This is a genomic window from Sphingomonas sp. Leaf22 (assembly GCF_001421715.1).
Lineage (GTDB): Bacteria > Pseudomonadota > Alphaproteobacteria > Sphingomonadales > Sphingomonadaceae > Sphingomonas.
Genome location: NZ_LMKP01000001.1, coordinates 352,274 through 366,565 on the forward strand (window position 1 = coordinate 352,274; position 14,292 = coordinate 366,565).

General features: G+C 67.5%; 14 protein-coding genes. 12 read left to right on the forward strand and 2 right to left on the reverse strand.

Features of this window, described 5'->3' with window-relative positions; genetic code table 11:
* The first annotated feature begins 3 nt into the window (after positions 1 to 3).
* From ftsA to tatC, 12 genes are all read left to right on the forward strand, one after another.
* Positions 4 to 1,263, forward strand: coding sequence for a cell division protein FtsA (gene ftsA, locus ASE70_RS01635; RefSeq protein ID WP_056403637.1), 1,260 nt, complete (start codon positions 4 to 6; stop codon positions 1,261 to 1,263).
* Between the two features lie 104 nt (positions 1,264 to 1,367).
* Positions 1,368 to 2,888 (forward strand): cell division protein FtsZ, encoded by a 1,521-nt coding sequence (ftsZ, locus tag ASE70_RS01640; RefSeq protein WP_056403634.1) that lies wholly within the window; start codon positions 1,368 to 1,370, stop codon positions 2,886 to 2,888.
* Positions 2,889 to 3,204: 316 nt separating this feature from the next.
* Positions 3,205 to 5,103: an SPOR domain-containing protein gene (locus ASE70_RS01645; RefSeq protein WP_235519514.1), complete on the forward strand. Its 1,899-nt coding sequence runs from the start codon at positions 3,205 to 3,207 to the stop codon at positions 5,101 to 5,103.
* On the forward strand, positions 5,100 to 6,260 hold the full coding sequence (locus ASE70_RS01650; RefSeq protein ID WP_056500659.1) for a deoxyguanosinetriphosphate triphosphohydrolase: 1,161 nt from the start codon (positions 5,100 to 5,102) through the stop codon (positions 6,258 to 6,260). Before ASE70_RS01645 ends, ASE70_RS01650 begins: the two co-directional genes overlap by 4 nt.
* Before the next feature lie 73 nt (positions 6,261 to 6,333).
* Positions 6,334 to 8,061 (forward strand): arginine--tRNA ligase, encoded by a 1,728-nt coding sequence (gene argS, locus ASE70_RS01655; protein WP_056500663.1) that lies wholly within the window; start codon positions 6,334 to 6,336, stop codon positions 8,059 to 8,061.
* On the forward strand, positions 8,061 to 8,792 hold the full coding sequence (locus tag ASE70_RS01660; protein WP_056500666.1) for an SPOR domain-containing protein: 732 nt from the start codon (positions 8,061 to 8,063) through the stop codon (positions 8,790 to 8,792). Before argS ends, ASE70_RS01660 begins: the two co-directional genes overlap by 1 nt.
* A 46-nt stretch (positions 8,793 to 8,838) precedes the next feature.
* Positions 8,839 to 9,843, forward strand: coding sequence for a beta-N-acetylhexosaminidase (gene nagZ / locus ASE70_RS01665; RefSeq protein WP_056500668.1), 1,005 nt, complete (start codon positions 8,839 to 8,841; stop codon positions 9,841 to 9,843).
* 94 nt (positions 9,844 to 9,937) lie between these two features.
* Positions 9,938 to 10,669: a segregation and condensation protein A gene (locus ASE70_RS01670; RefSeq protein WP_056500671.1), complete on the forward strand. Its 732-nt coding sequence runs from the start codon at positions 9,938 to 9,940 to the stop codon at positions 10,667 to 10,669.
* A complete protein-coding gene (gene scpB / locus ASE70_RS01675) occupies positions 10,666 to 11,232 on the forward strand; it encodes an SMC-Scp complex subunit ScpB (RefSeq protein WP_056500674.1) in 567 nt (188 codons plus the stop codon). Before ASE70_RS01670 ends, scpB begins: the two co-directional genes overlap by 4 nt.
* Positions 11,233 to 11,269: 37 nt before the next feature.
* Complete coding sequence (locus tag ASE70_RS19025; RefSeq protein ID WP_082450504.1) at positions 11,270 to 11,557, forward strand: twin-arginine translocase TatA/TatE family subunit; 288 nt, start codon at positions 11,270 to 11,272, stop codon at positions 11,555 to 11,557.
* A 47-nt stretch (positions 11,558 to 11,604) separates the two neighbouring features.
* Positions 11,605 to 12,006 (forward strand): Sec-independent protein translocase protein TatB, encoded by a 402-nt coding sequence (tatB, locus tag ASE70_RS01685; protein WP_056403612.1) that lies wholly within the window; start codon positions 11,605 to 11,607, stop codon positions 12,004 to 12,006.
* Positions 12,003 to 12,779: a twin-arginine translocase subunit TatC gene (tatC, locus tag ASE70_RS01690; protein WP_056500679.1), complete on the forward strand. Its 777-nt coding sequence runs from the start codon at positions 12,003 to 12,005 to the stop codon at positions 12,777 to 12,779. Before tatB ends, tatC begins: the two co-directional genes overlap by 4 nt.
* A gap of 279 nt (positions 12,780 to 13,058) precedes the next feature.
* Here tatC and ASE70_RS01695 read toward each other — a convergent pair whose 3' ends face one another.
* Together ASE70_RS01695 and ASE70_RS01700 are read right to left on the reverse strand one after the other, a co-directional pair.
* A complete protein-coding gene (locus tag ASE70_RS01695; RefSeq protein ID WP_056500683.1) occupies positions 13,059 to 13,193 on the reverse strand; it encodes an entericidin A/B family lipoprotein in 135 nt (44 codons plus the stop codon).
* Between the two features lie 318 nt (positions 13,194 to 13,511).
* Positions 13,512 to 14,186 carry a hypothetical protein gene (locus ASE70_RS01700; protein ID WP_056403604.1) on the reverse strand — a complete coding sequence of 225 codons (675 nt, stop codon included), beginning with the start codon at positions 14,184 to 14,186 and terminating at the stop codon, positions 13,512 to 13,514.
* Positions 14,187 to 14,292: the final 106 nt, after the last annotated feature.

Genomic DNA, 14,292 nt, shown 5'->3' on the forward strand with positions numbered 1-14,292 from the left:
CATATGGCGAAGACGGCACCGGAAGGCATCATCACCGCACTCGACATCGGCACGTCGAAAGTGTCGGCACTGATCGCGCGCGTCGACGACAGCGGCGAACTGACCGTGCTCGGCACCGGCCAGCGCGAGAGTCGCGGCGTCAAGCGCGGCTATATCGCCGACATGAAAGCGACCGAGACGGCGGTTCGCGAAGCGGTCGAACAGGCCGAACGCATCGCCGGCTTCAATATCGAGGATGTGTGGGTCAGCTTTTCGGCGGGTGGCCTCGTGTCCGATATCGTCAAGCTGGAGGTCGATCTGGGCGGCCACCGCGTCGAACAGTCCGATATCGATGCGCTGCTCAAGGCCGGTCGCAACGCGATCGATCCGGGTCAGCGCATGGTGCTGCATGCGCAGCCGATGCGCTACACCCTCGACGGTCTGGGCGGGGTGCAGGAGCCCAAGGGGCTGCACGCCGATCGCCTCGGGGTCGAAATCCATGTCGTCGCCACTGAAGGATCGCCGGTCCGAAATCTCGACCTGTGCGTCCGTTCGGCGCATCTCGAAACCAAATCGATCGTCGCCGCGCCGGTCGCGACCGGGCTTGCCTGCCTGTCGGAGGAAGAGCGCGAACTGGGCGTCGCGCTGGTCGAAATCGGTGCGGGGATCACCAACGTCTCGGTCTTCGCCAATGGCGTGCTGACCGGCCTCGCCTCGATCGCGATGGGGGCCAGCGACATCACCGACGACGTCGCCTCGGCCTTCGGCACCAACCGGGCGCAGGCCGAGCGGCTGAAATGCTTCTACGGGTCGGCCAACATGTCGCCGCGCGACAATCACGACATGATCGAGGTCGCACCGGTCCGCGCGGACGAGGATGCGGAGGGGACGCGGATCACCCGCGCGCAACTCATCACCACCATCCGCCAGCGGCTCGAACGGCTGGTCGGCGAAATCGGCAAGGAACTGCGCCGGCTGAACTTCGACGATCCGGTCGGGCGACAGGTCGTGCTGACCGGCGGCGGTGCCGAGTTGAAGGGGATCGCCGATTACGCGCAACAGGCGCTGGGTCGCCCGGTCCGCGTCGGTCGCGCGCGCGGGTTGACCGCGTTGCCGGAGGCGCATTCGGGTCCCGGCTTCGCGACGCTGGCCGGCCTCGCCATGTTCGCCGCATCGAACCCGGTCGATTTGCGCGCGTTACAACCCACGCAGCAGATGGTATCGCGCCCCAGTACGGGTGCGCTGTTCCAGCGGCTGATGACCGCGTTCCGCACCAACTATTGACTTTTTCTACCCATCGGGCCGCGGGGGACTAGGATCGCCCCGCCGCTTGATGCACAACGGCATGGTAATTGTGCCCGGTGCCGGCCGGGACAGGGAGACCGAGTATGAGCATCGAATTTCTGGCACCCGACGTGGACGAACTGACCCCGCGCATTACCGTGATCGGGGTCGGCGGTGCCGGCGGCAACGCGATCGCGAACATGATCCGTGCCGAGGTGCAGGGGGTCGAGTTCCTCGTCGCCAACACCGACGCGCAGGCGCTCAAGCAGTCGTCCGCGCCGCAGCGTATTCAGCTGGGCGCGAAGATCACCCAGGGTCTGGGCGCGGGCAGCCGCCCCGAAATCGGCCGCGCCGCTGCCGAGGAGACCATCGAAGCGGTCCAGAAGAGCCTCGAGGGCGCGCATATGTGCTTCATCGCCGCCGGCATGGGCGGCGGCACCGGCACCGGCGCGGCACCCGTGATCGCCAAGGCGGCGCGCGAGATGGGCATCCTGACCGTCGGCGTCGTGACCCGTCCGTTCGCGTTCGAGGGCAAGCGTCGCGGCAAGTCGGCCGAGGCCGGCATCGAGGAGCTGCAGAAGTACGTCGATACGCTGATCGTCATCCCGAACCAGAATCTGTTCCTGATCGCCAACGCCAACACGACGTTCAAGCAGGCCTTCGAAATGGCCGACGAAGTGTTGCAGCAGGGCGTGCGCGGCATCACCGACCTCATGGTCATGCCCGGCCTCATCAACCTCGACTTCGCCGACGTCCGTTCGGTGATGCAGGAGATGGGCAAGGCGATGATGGGCACCGGCGAGGCCGAAGGTGACAATCGCGCCATCGAGGCGGCGCAGCAGGCGATCGCCAACCCGCTGCTCGACGGCGTGTCGCTGAACGGTGCCAAGGGTGTGATCGTGTCGATCACCGGCGGCGACGACATGCGTCTGCTCGAAGTGGACGAAGCCGCGAACCACATTCGCGAGCTGGTCGACGAAGACGCCAACATCATCTGGGGTTCGGCGTTCAACAGCGAGCTGGAAGGCAAGATCCGCGTGTCGGTCGTCGCGACCGGTATCGAGGATGAAAAGCCGTCGCAGGCACAGCCGGCTCCGGCCCAGGCCGAACCGACCCGCGCCTTCTCGTTCAACGCGCCGCGTCGCCCGGCCACGTCCGTCCCGGTCGCGCCGAGCGGTGCCGCTGCCGAACATCTCCAGGAAGCGCCTGCGCCCGCGCCGATGGAACGCTTCCCGCAGGGGGCGAGCCAGCCGTCGGCGTCGGAACGGGTCGTGCCGCATTCGACCTACGACGCCCCGCAGCACGCGTCGCAGCATGCACCGGTGCAACCTTCGCACGGCGATGAGGACGAACTGGTGCTCGGTGCCGAAGCCGCCGCACCCGCGCCCGCACCGACCCCGGCCAGCGATTTCGGCGTGTCGTCCAGCGAAGGCCGTCGTCGCTGGCTGACCCCGGAAGCGCCTGCCGAACCGGCCCCGCGCGAAGAAGCGGCACCGACCCGCAAGCCCGGCGGTACGTTGTTCGAACGCATGGCGAACGCCGGCCGCGCCCCCGCGCGCGGCACCGACGATGGTAAGGAACCGCTGGACATCCCGCGCTTCCTCCACCGCCAGAACAACCAGTAAGGCAACCCGCCCCGCGACCGGCATCGCGGGGCAACACCCGGAAATCCTCCCCGCTGCGCGGGGAGGGGGACCATCCGCAGGATGGTGGAGGGGGGGGCTTCCGCAACCGGAACCGAAGAAACTTTCCTACACCCCCAAACCCTGCCAGACTCGAAACCGGCAACAGCCGCCCACCCAGCCCGCCCGGAAACACGCCACTACGTGGCACCTTCGTCACCTTCGCCGCCCGTTCGTCGCCACGACCACTCGCTTCGTCGCCGACCGTGCGCAACCACCATTCCCGGTTCAGCCCCGACATGGTGTAGCGAGGTCGCCCATGACCCGATTCCCGATGTTCCGCGCGACGGCTCTGCTGCTCGCCTCCGCCGCCCCGCTCCCCGTCGCGGCCCAGTCCGGCGCGATCGTCCAGTCGGTGACGACCCCCAATGCCGATCGCCTGTCCGAACAGATGCGCATCCTCGGCCGCAGCCCCAATGACGTATCGGCGCTGGTCGAGGCCGGGCGCCTCAGCGGCAAGCTCGGCGACACCGACGCCGCAATGCAGTTCCTCGCCCGCGCCGAGAAAGTCGCGCCCAGCGATCCGCGCATCCGTGCCGCGCGCGGTGTGGCGCTGGTGACGATGGAACGGCCCGGCGAAGCCCTCGCGCTGTTCAACTCGGCCGAGCGCGCCGGGGTCGCGATGACGCCCTATCTGGCCGAACGCGGCCTCGCCTACGATCTGCTCGGGCGCGGTACGCTGGCGCAGGCCGATTACCGGCAGGCGCTGCGGGCCGGCGAGGATGACGAGGTCACCCGCCGCCTCGCGCTGTCGCTGGGGATCGACGGCGATCTGACCGAGGCGACCCGGGTTCTGAACCCGCTGCTGCTGAAGAACGATCGTGCCGCGTGGCGGGTACGCGCCTTCGTCCTCGCCATGTCCGGCGATACGACCGGTGCGGACAGGATTACCGCCAGCATGCTGCCGGGCTTCGCCAGCAGCCTGTCGCCTTTCTTCCGTCGCCTGCCGCAACTGGCCGGTGCCGACCGTGCGTTCGCGGTGCATTTCGGCCGGCTGGCGCCCTCGCCCGAGCGGATCGCCGACGCGCGCCTCGCGCCGCCGCTGCCCGCCCCGGTCCGCACCGCCGCACCGGTCGCCGTCGCCGCCGTGACCCGACCCACCGCCCCGGCGACCGTCCGCCCGCTGTCGAGCGGCGAACGTCGCCGTCAGGCGCAGGCCGAGCAGGCGCGCCGGGTGGCCGAGGTGCAGGCGCAACAACTCGCCCAGGCCCGCGCCGACGAAACCGCGCGCCGCGAATCGCTGGCCCGCGCCAATGCCGAAAAGGCGGCATTGGCGCAGCGCGAACGCGACGCGCAGCAACTCGCCGCCCAACAGGCCGAACAGACGCGCATCGCCGAGACAACCCGGCTGGAAGCGGAACGGGTCGCCGCGCGTCAGGCCGAGGAACGCCGCGTCGCCGCCGCTGCGCTTGCCGAACGCGACCGACTGGCACAGGCCGCCCGTCCGCCGGTGCAGGTCGCCGCCGCGCCGGTGCCGGTCACCGTCGTCGACCGCCCGCCCGAAACGCCGCCCCCGGCGACGCCGGCCGTTTCGACCGCCGCCACGACGGTCGCCGCCCGGCGCGAAACGAACGACGACGTCCTCGCCCGCATCATCCGCAACCTCGACATTCCGGCCTCCGAACTCGGCGTCGGCCCGCCGCCCGTCGCGACCGTGCCGACCGGCGCCGCCGCCTTCGCCGCCGATGCCGCAGCCGCGCGCAAGGCCGCCGAAAAACGCGAAGCCGATGCCCGTGCCGCCGACGTCGCCAAGGCCGCAGCCGCCAGGAAACTGGCGGACACCCGCGCCGCGACCGCCAAAAAAACTGCCGAGGCGAAGAAGCTCGCCGACCAGAAAAAGGCCGACGCCGCCGAGGCTGCCAAGCTCGCCGCCGCCAAGCGGGCCGATCCCGAACGCCATTGGGTGCAGATCGCCGGCGGGGCCAACGTCGCCGGCCTGCCCGCCGCGTGGGCGATCATGGCCAACAAGGCGCCCGCGCTGAAGGGGCGGCAGGCTTGGACCACGTCGCTGCGCGCGACCAACCGCCTGCTGACCGGACCGTTCAAGAGCGATGACGAGGCGCAGGCCTTCGTCAACACGCTGCGCAAATCGGGGGTACAGGCCTTCGCCTTCACCAGCGAAGTCGGTCAGAAGGTCGCGCGGGTCCCGGTCAAGTGACCGCAAGCCATGCCGCGAATCCGCACGCCCATGGGGGCCGCCTGCACGCCGAACCCGGCGACGCCACGCGTGGTCCACGCGACGCGTTCCAGCGCGACCGCGACCGCATCATCCATTCGATCAGCTTCCGTCGCCTGCGTCACAAGACGCAGGTGTTCATGGCTCCCGATGGCGATCATTTCCGCGTCCGGCTGACCCACAGCCTCGAAGTCGCCCAGATCGGCCGGGCGGTCGCCCGCACGCTGGGGCTGAACGAGGATCTGACCGAGGCACTGTGTCTCGCCCATGACATCGGCCATCCGCCGTTCGGCCATGCCGGCGAAGATGCGCTGGAGGCGGCGATGGTCGCGCATGGCGGGTTCGACCATAATGGGCAGACGCTGCGGACGCTGACCTGGCTCGACAGCCCGTATCCGCGCTGGCGCGGGCTGAACCTCACCTGGGACACGCTGGAGGGATTGGCCAAGCATAACGGCCCGATTCCGACGCCGGGATGGGCATTGGCACAGGCGGATGCGGCGCACGCGCTGCGGCTGAACGAATGGCCTTCGCTCGAGGCGCAGGTCGCGGCGATCGCCGACGACATCGCTTATGACAATCACGACATCGACGATGGCTTGCGCGCCGGGCTGCTGACGCTCGACCAGTTGCTGAGCGTGCCGTTCGTCGCCGCCGGATGGGACGCGGTGCGCCGTCGCTTCCCCGACGTGCCGCCCGAACGACTGGTCGGCGAACTGACCCGGTCGCAGATCGGTTCGATGGTCAACGACCTGATCGCCGAGACCAGCCGCCGGGTCGCGACGGCAGGCGTCGAGACCGTCGCCGATGTGCGCGCCGCCGGCCAGTGCCTCGCGCATTTCTCGCCCGAAATGGCCGAGCAGGAGCGGGTGCTCAAACGCTTCATGTACGCCAATCTGTACCATCACCCGCGCCAGCTGGCGGCGGCGGAGATGGCGGGGCAAGTCGTCGCCGGGCTGTTCGCCGCCTACCACGCCGATCCCCATGCGATGCACGATGGCTGGCGCACGACGCTGCCCGAAAGCGAGCCCGATCGCAGCCGCCACATCGCCGATTACATCGCCGGTATGACCGACCGGTTCGCCGTCCGCTGCTATCGCGAGGTCGTTGGGCCGATCGACCTGCCCGAAGGGTTCTGACCGCATAGCAGCTTTTGCCTAAGCCGGTCCTTTCCGCTAAGCGGCGCGGTTCCACCAATCGACCGGAACCGCCATGACGCTGTACCCCCGTTTCTTCGCCCATCTCGACCGCGCGCTCGACACGCTCGTGGCACGTGGCGACCTGCCGGCGGGGCTGGAGCGACGAGCGATCACGGTCGAGCCACCGCGCGATACTGCCCATGGCGACCTGTCGACCAATGCGGCGATGGTCCTTGCCAAGCCGGCGAAGACCAACCCGCGCGCGCTGGCCGAATTGCTGGTCGCCGAACTGGCGGGCCTGCCCGAAGTGGCTGCCGCGTCGGTCGCCGGGCCGGGCTTCATCAACCTCACGCTGACCGAAGCGACGTGGCGCGCCGAACTGGCCGCCATTGCCGAAGCAGGCGACACCTATGGCCGGTCGCAGGCGGGGGCCGGGACGGTCGTGAATATCGAATATGTCTCGGCCAATCCGACCGGGCCGATGCATATGGGCCATTGCCGTGGCGCGGTCGTCGGCGATGCGCTGGCCAGCCTGCTCGAATGGAACGGCGCGCGCGTCGTCCGCGAATATTATGTCAACGACGCCGGCGGGCAGGTTGCCGTGCTCGCCCGATCGGCGCATCTGCGCTATCGCGAGGCACTGGGCGAAACCGTGACCATTCCGGAGGGGCTGTATCCCGGTGACTATCTCGTCCCGGTGGGGCAAGCACTCGCCGCCGAATTCGGCGACCGGTATGTGAACGCGCCGGAGGACGAGTGGCTGGTGCTGTTCCGGACCCGTGCCGTCGCGGCGATGCTCGACATGATCCGCGCCGATCTGAAGCTGCTCGGCATCGAACATGACGTCTTTTCGTCCGAAGCCGAGTTGCAGGCGGCGAAAAAGCCCGAAGCTGCCGAGGCATGGCTGCGCGCGCGGGACCTCGTCTATGACGGCGTCCTCGAAGCGCCGAAGGGCGAGACGCCCGAGGATTGGGAGCCGGTCGAGCTGCCGCTATTCCGCTCGACGAAGTTCGGCGACGATCAGGATCGTCCGATCAAGAAGTCGGACGGCAGCTGGACCTATTTCGGTGCCGACCTCGCCTATCATTTCCAGAAGGCGGAGGGTGTCGACCAGCTGATCGACATCTGGGGCGCGGACCATGCCGGCACCGTCAAACGGATCGTCGCGGCGGTACAGGCGCTGACCGAGGGCAAGACGCGCTTCGACGTAAAGCTGGTGCAGATGGTTCGGCTGCTGCGCGGCGGCGAGCCGGTCAAGATGTCGAAACGCGCCGGCAATTTCGTGACGCTCGCCGACGTCGTCAGCGAAGTCGGCAAGGACGTCGTCCGCTTCACCATGCTCACGCGCAAGGCCGATGCGCAGATGGATTTCGACTTCGCCAAGGTGGTCGAGGCGTCGAAGGACAATCCGGTCTTCTACGTCCAATATGCCCATGCGCGCGTCCATTCGCTGGCCCGGCGGGCGGCGGAGGCGGGGATCGCCGTGGCCGATGATGCCGACCTGTCCCGTCTCGACACGGTCGAGCTGGCGCTGGTGAAGCGCGCGGCGCAGTTCCCGCGGATGGTCGAAAGTGCGGCCGCCGTGCGCGAACCGCATCGCATCGCATTTTATCTGTACGACCTGGCCGCCGAATTCCACGCGGCGTGGAATTTGGGCAATGACGATCCGTCGCGCCGCTATCTTCAGCCCGATGATGTGGCGCTGACGCAGGCACGGCTTTTCCTTGCGCGCGCGATCGGGCAGATTATCCGCAACGGCCTCGCCATCATGGGGGTCGAGGCGGTTGAGGAGATGAAATAATGGCGGATTCGATCGCATCGCGCGATCCCGACCACGAACGTCTGCCGTGGCTCGAAAGCGCCGATCCGGAACCGGACGCGCCGCGCCCGGTCTGGCGGACGGTATTGCTGGTGCTGATCGGGCTGCTGATGGTGGCCGCGATCGTCTTTGCCTTGCTCCGGCAACGCGACGCGCCGACCGCCAGCGGCACCGGTGACCTGATCGCCGCGCCGAACGAGCCGTACAAGACGCGTGCCGAGGGAAGCGACGGCATGCAGGTGACCGGTGACAGCGACACCGCCATCGCGACCAGCGAGGGGGCGACTGGCGGCAATGCCTCGGTCAACCTGAAGGCGGTGCCCGAGGCACCGGTGCAGGGCAGCGCCGCCGCGCCGGCCAATGTCCCGGCGAACAGCGGCACCGGCCGTGTCGCCACGGCAGTGCCGACCACTACCCAGCGGCTGGAGGCACGCGCCCCGGCGGTTGCGGCACCCGCGCCGGTGGCGGCGGGGGCCGGTGGCTCGGTGGTCCAGCTGGGTTCGTTCCCCAGTGAAGCGGTTGCCAACACCGCCTGGAACCAGCTGTCCCGCCGTTTCGCCTATCTCGCCCCGCTGGGCAAATCGGTGCAGGTCGCCGAGGTGAAGGGCAAGACCGTCTATCGCCTGCGGGTGAATGCCGGCAGCGCCAATCAGGCGTCGGACCTGTGCGGCAAGCTGAAACTGGCCGGGGAGAATTGCTTCATCGCCCGGTGACAACCACCGGTTGTCGCGCCGGGCCGCCTGCGGTAGCCCGGCGTGTATGAAGCCCGTGATCTTTGGCCTGTCCGGCCCGACGCTGACCGCCAACGAAGCCGCGCTGTTCCGCGAAGCCGATCCGCTCGGCTATATCCTATTCGGTCGCAATTGCATCGATCGCGAACAGATGCGTGCGCTGACCGATGCGTTGCGCGATCTGTCAGGTCGGACCGACCTGCCGATCCTGATCGATCAGGAGGGCGGCCGCGTCGCGCGGATGCGGCCGCCCGAATGGCCCGCCTTTCCGGCCCCTGCCGCGTTTGCCGCGCTCTATGCCCGCGCGCCGTCGTCGGCGATTGCGGCGGCCAAGGCGAATGGGCAGGCGATCGGCGCGATGCTGGCGGAGGTCGGCGTGACCGTCGATGCGCTGCCGCTGCTCGACGTAGCCCAACCCGATATGACCGGCGCGATCGGCGACCGCAGCTATGGCACCGATCCGATGCAGGTCGCCGCCCTTGGCCGCGCCACGCTCGACGGGCTCGCGGCGGCCGGGGTGGTGGGCATCGTCAAGCACATGCCGGGCCATGGCCGGGCACAGGTCGACAGCCATCTCGAACTGCCCCGCGTCGATGCGTCGGATGCCGAACTAAAGATCGACCTGCAACCGTTCGGTACGCTGGCGCACGCGCCGATGGCGATGACCGCGCATGTCGTGTTTTCGGCATGGGACGCCGACCGTCCGGCGACGCTGTCACCGACTGTGATTCAGCGGATCATCCGCGATCGGATCGGGTTCGACGGCCTGCTGATGACCGACGATATCGATATGAAGGCGCTGTCGGGGACACCGGCGGACAAGGCATCGGCGGCGATTGCCGCCGGCTGCGACGTGGTGCTCGATTGCTGGGCGCGTATGGACGAGATGGCGGCGATCGCCGACCGCCTCGACAGCATCGCCGCCGGTTCGCGCGAGCGGCTCGATCGGGCGATGGTCGGCGTCGGCAAACCGACCGATATCCCGTTCGCCGACCTGATCGCGACCCGCGACCAACTGCTCGCGCTCGCCTGACGCTGCCAGGTCGCGCTCGTCGCGGGGCGTACATCGCAACGTCACGCGCGAAACCCGGTGACGGCCACCGCGTTGCGCGGATAGGATTACCGCCATGGAAGCCGACGCGCCGACGCTGACGATCGAACTCGATGGATGGGAAGGGCCGCTCGACCTGTTGCTGGCGCTCGCCCGCACGCAGAAGGTCGATCTGCGGCGCATCTCGATTCTTGCGCTCGTCGAGCAATATCTGCGCTGGATCGATCGGGCGGCGGCGGTGCGGCTCGAACTGGCCTCCGACTGGCTCGTGATGGCGGCTTGGCTGGCCTATCTCAAATCGGCGCTGCTGCTGCCGCGCGAGCCGGAGATGGACCCGGACCCCGAGGAACTGGCGCTGCGCCTGCAACTGCGGCTCGAACGGCTCGATGCGATGCGCGAGGCCGGCGCGCGGCTGATGGCGCGCGACCGGATCGGCCGTGACGTGTTCACGCGCGGCGATCCTGAAGGGTTGCATGTGGTGCGCAAGGCCCGCTGGGACGCCAGCCTGTACGACCTGATTGGCGCCTATGGCCGGGTGAGCGCACGGACCCGGCCGGTGCTGCATGTCGTGCGGCACCGACCGGTCATGACGCTGGAGGTTGCGATCGAACGGGTGCAAGCGATGCTCGGCACCCGGATCGAGTGGACCGCGATCGGCACGTTCCTGCCCGGCGACGCCGACGAACGCTTTCGTCGCTCGGCGCTGGCCTCGACCTTTCTCGCGACACTCGAACTGGCGCGGCAGGGCAGGGTGGCAATCCGGCAGGACGTACCGTTCGGCCCGATCGACATCCGGCGGATCGCATGACCGACCCGTTCGTCCGCGCGGTGGAGGCGGTGCTGTTCGCCAGCGAGACGCCGCTGACCGCCGGCATGATCGCCGCCTATGTCGGCGAGGGCGATGTGCGGGCGGCGCTGGGTGTGATCCAGACCGACCATGCCGGGCGGGGGTTCGGGCTGGTCCGGCGCGGCGAGTATTGGCATTTCGAGACCGCCCCCGACCTCGCCCATTTCCTGCGCCGCGACCGGGACGAATCACGCAAGCTGTCGCGTGCGGCGATCGAGACGCTGGCAATCATCGCCTATCACGAGCCCGCGACCCGTGCGGACATCGAATCGATCCGCGGCGTACAGATTTCGAAGGGGACGATCGACGTGTTGCTCGCCGCCGGCTGGATCCGGCCGGCGGGGCGGCGCGAAGTGCCCGGGCGACCGCTGACCTATGCCACGACCCCCGCCTTTCTCGTCCATTTCGGCCTCGACAGCCGGCGTGACCTGCCGGGGATCGACGACCTGCGCGCCGCCGGTCTGCTCGAACCAATCGACGATGCCTTCGCAACCATGCTGGAAAGCGGCGACGATAGCGACTAAGTGAGGCGCACGATCCGTTTCGCTTGGAGTGTGGACGATGGGTGGTCTTAGTATTTGGCACTGGCTTATCGTCGGCGTCCTGGTCCTGTTGCTGTTCGGCAAGGGGCGTTTTTCCGATATGATGGGTGACGTGGCGAAGGGGCTGAAAAGCTTCAAAAAGGGGATGGCCGAGGATGACGACGTGCCGCCGCCGCCCGCGCGCCCGCGCGAACGGCTGGAGCAGCGTCCCGTCGACGATCGCTACGACCATGATCCCGCCCCGCGTGATCCGGTCCACCGCGATCCGGTCGTGCGCGACACCGACCGTCCGCACGGCGACCGCTGATCCTTTGCCAACCGGCGGGCCGGTGGTCCGCCTGAAGTCGAGCGCCGATGTTCAATATCGATTCTTCCGAATTGCTGCTCGTCGGGCTCGTAGCGTTGCTCGTCATCGGCCCGAAGGACCTGCCCAAAGCGATGCGTTTCGTCGGCCATTGGGTCGGCAAGGCGCGTGGCGTGGCGCGGCAGTTCCGGTCGGGGTTCGATACGATGGTCCGCGAGGCAGAACTGGCCGAAATGGAAAAGAAATGGGCGGAAGAGAACGCCCGGATCATGCGCGAGCATCCGACCACGGATGCTGCCGTCCATCCGGTCGACGCGCCGTCGCCGCCACCGCCGGTCCATGACCCGGTGCAGCCGGTTGATCATGCAGCGCCGGTCATGGTCGAGCGTCCCGAACTGCGCGAGGGTCCGGCCGATCAACCGCCCGCGGCCGATGGCAAGGCAGCGTCATGAACGATATCGACAATAGTCAGGCACCGCTGCTCGATCACCTGATCGAGCTTCGCCGTCGTCTGCTCTACTCGGTGATCGCCGTCGCGCTGTGTTTCGGCCTCTGCTTCTATTTTTCCGAACAGATCCTGTCGTTCCTCGTTCAGCCGTTGCTGGCGGCCGGACAGAAGAAGGTCATCTTCACCCAGATTTTCGAAGCCTTCTTCGTCCAGATCAAGGTTGCGTTCTTCGCCGCGATGATGCTGGCCTTTCCGGTGATCGCCAACCAGGTGTGGCAGTTTGTCGCGCCGGGACTGTACCGGAACGAAAAGAAGGCGCTGTTTCCGTTCCTGCTCGCCACGCCGGTTCTGTTCATCGCTGGCGCGGCGCTCGCCTATTACGCGACGATCCCGGTCGCGCTCCATTTCCTGCTTGGCTATCAGGGCAATCTGGGCGGCGTGCAGCAGGAAGCGTTACCGTCGGTCGAAAACTATCTGTCGTTCGTGATGCAGTTCCTGTTCGCATTCGGTCTGGCGTTCCTGTTGCCCGTGTTGCTGATGCTGCTCGAACTGGCCGGCATCGTTACCCGCAAGCAGCTGGTCGGCGCGCGGCGCTATGCGATCGTCGCGGCATTCGCCATCGCCGCCGTCGCGACGCCGCCCGATATCGGGTCCCAGGTCCTGCTCGCGGTGCCGCTGATCCTGCTTTACGAACTGGCACTGATCGCGATCTGGTTCACCGAGAAGCGCCGGGCAAAGCGTGATCCCGAAGCTGAAACCGACGAAGAAGCCGCCTGAAGGTCGACGAGGTGCCGTGACGATCTATGTCGCGGCGCTCGGGAAGCCAGCGAAGTGCCGCAGCGTCGGTGTCGGGTACGCGCGACGCATCTTGCCGGGTGCGGCGATCACCGCCCACGCCGGGCGCCATCTTTACAGAGTAGTCGCGACCGCCAGTGTTGGACCGGCCGGCAAGGTTTGCGGTGCTGTCGGTCATCGTGGACACGGTCACGCGCAGAGAAAAAGGGGCGGTCCGGACGAAACCCGAACCGCCCCGTGACACTGGTCCGTCCGACGGACTTACTTCGAATCCTTCGCCGCGCCTGCGACGGCATCGCCTGCCGAGGAAACGTCACGACCGACACCCTCGACGGTGTTGCACGCGCTGATGACGAGGGCACCGGCAATTACTGCCAGGCTGAGAAACTTTCGCATGAGGACCTCCGATGAATAGGCGGCTCGAGCCGCTCCACAGGAAAATGACCGACCCGTCGGTTCGTTCCGGTTCGGCAACCGTTTCGCGCTACCGACAAAAAACAACCCGCCCGCTTTCGCGGACGGGCTGTTTAACTCAGAATTCGAATTCGGGCCCGGCGATGCTACCGGGGGGGGAGGGTTCACACCAACCGGGCCCTGTTCGTGGATAGCGAGAGCGGGGGGGCATAAAATCGCTATCCGAGGGTGATAACGGGATGCCCGATGCTTGGTTCCGACCGCTACGCTTCTTTTTTTGAAATCGTCGGCCGGTGACGATCAGGCGGGAAACTCGCCGCAACGCTTCGTCTGCCACAGCCCCTTGCGCCAGCACTTCTTGTTCTCGAACTGGTAGAGCCGCACCGGGCGCACATAATAGGGGATGGCGCGCGTGAACTGCTGATCGCCATACGCGACCAGCGAGTTGCGCAGCTTGCGCAGCCGCATCTCGGCGAACTCGCCCAGATAGCCCCGCGGTACGAAGATCGCTTCCTGTCCGATCTCGTTTGCCGCCTGGCAGAAGCCGAGCTGCGCCGAAACCGTCGAGAAGCCCGAATATACCCGGGTGCCGAACTGGTCGAGCGCGGTCTGGCCGGCCTTGGTCGACCCGGCGGTGCGGATGAAATATTTGCTGAGCGCGTCATAGCTCTGCTTCAGCTCGTCGGTGTGATCGAACAGCATCGCATTGTAATTGTGCAGCGTCAGCAGCGTCGGTTCGAACTGGCATTGCAACGCCGCGACGTTCAGCCCCGATCGCAGGTTCCACAACACCGCGGCACGCAGTTCGGCGGGGGTCGCGCCGGGCAGTGCCTGCGTGGCGACGCCGGTCTCCTCGCCGGTGACGCGCGGGCCGTCGATATCGACCGGCTTCAGATAAAATTGTGCCGACGCGGGGGTTGCCGCGACGGTCAGGGCGGCGACAGCGGCCAGGACCAGAGTACGCACTACGCTCATCTCTTTCTTTCACGGCGCATCGGCGCCTTGGACGAGCGCGATGGTTAGGCAGTTTTGCCCAGCGACCCAAGCCCGATTTTACGATCATCGTCACGTTTCGCCGCAC

What these genes read in the sequence shown, in the direction of transcription:
- ftsA (WP_056403637.1), top strand. Translation starts at nt 4, where the DNA reads ATGGCGAAGACGGCACCGGAAGGCATCATCACCGCACTCGACATCGGC.
- ftsZ (WP_056403634.1), top strand. Translation starts at nt 1,368, where the DNA reads ATGAGCATCGAATTTCTGGCACCCGACGTGGACGAACTGACCCCGCGC.
- ASE70_RS01645 (WP_235519514.1), top strand. Translation starts at nt 3,205, where the DNA reads ATGACCCGATTCCCGATGTTCCGCGCGACGGCTCTGCTGCTCGCCTCC.
- argS (WP_056500663.1), top strand. Translation starts at nt 6,334, where the DNA reads ATGACGCTGTACCCCCGTTTCTTCGCCCATCTCGACCGCGCGCTCGAC.
- ASE70_RS01660 (WP_056500666.1), top strand. Translation starts at nt 8,061, where the DNA reads ATGGCGGATTCGATCGCATCGCGCGATCCCGACCACGAACGTCTGCCG.
- nagZ (WP_056500668.1), top strand. Translation starts at nt 8,839, where the DNA reads ATGAAGCCCGTGATCTTTGGCCTGTCCGGCCCGACGCTGACCGCCAAC.
- ASE70_RS01670 (WP_056500671.1), top strand. Translation starts at nt 9,938, where the DNA reads ATGGAAGCCGACGCGCCGACGCTGACGATCGAACTCGATGGATGGGAA.
- scpB (WP_056500674.1), top strand. Translation starts at nt 10,666, where the DNA reads ATGACCGACCCGTTCGTCCGCGCGGTGGAGGCGGTGCTGTTCGCCAGC.
- ASE70_RS19025 (WP_082450504.1), top strand. Translation starts at nt 11,270, where the DNA reads ATGGGTGGTCTTAGTATTTGGCACTGGCTTATCGTCGGCGTCCTGGTC.
- tatB (WP_056403612.1), top strand. Translation starts at nt 11,605, where the DNA reads ATGTTCAATATCGATTCTTCCGAATTGCTGCTCGTCGGGCTCGTAGCG.
- tatC (WP_056500679.1), top strand. Translation starts at nt 12,003, where the DNA reads ATGAACGATATCGACAATAGTCAGGCACCGCTGCTCGATCACCTGATC.
- ASE70_RS01695 (WP_056500683.1), bottom strand. Translation starts at nt 13,193, where the DNA reads ATGCGAAAGTTTCTCAGCCTGGCAGTAATTGCCGGTGCCCTCGTCATC.
- ASE70_RS01700 (WP_056403604.1), bottom strand. Translation starts at nt 14,186, where the DNA reads ATGAGCGTAGTGCGTACTCTGGTCCTGGCCGCTGTCGCCGCCCTGACC.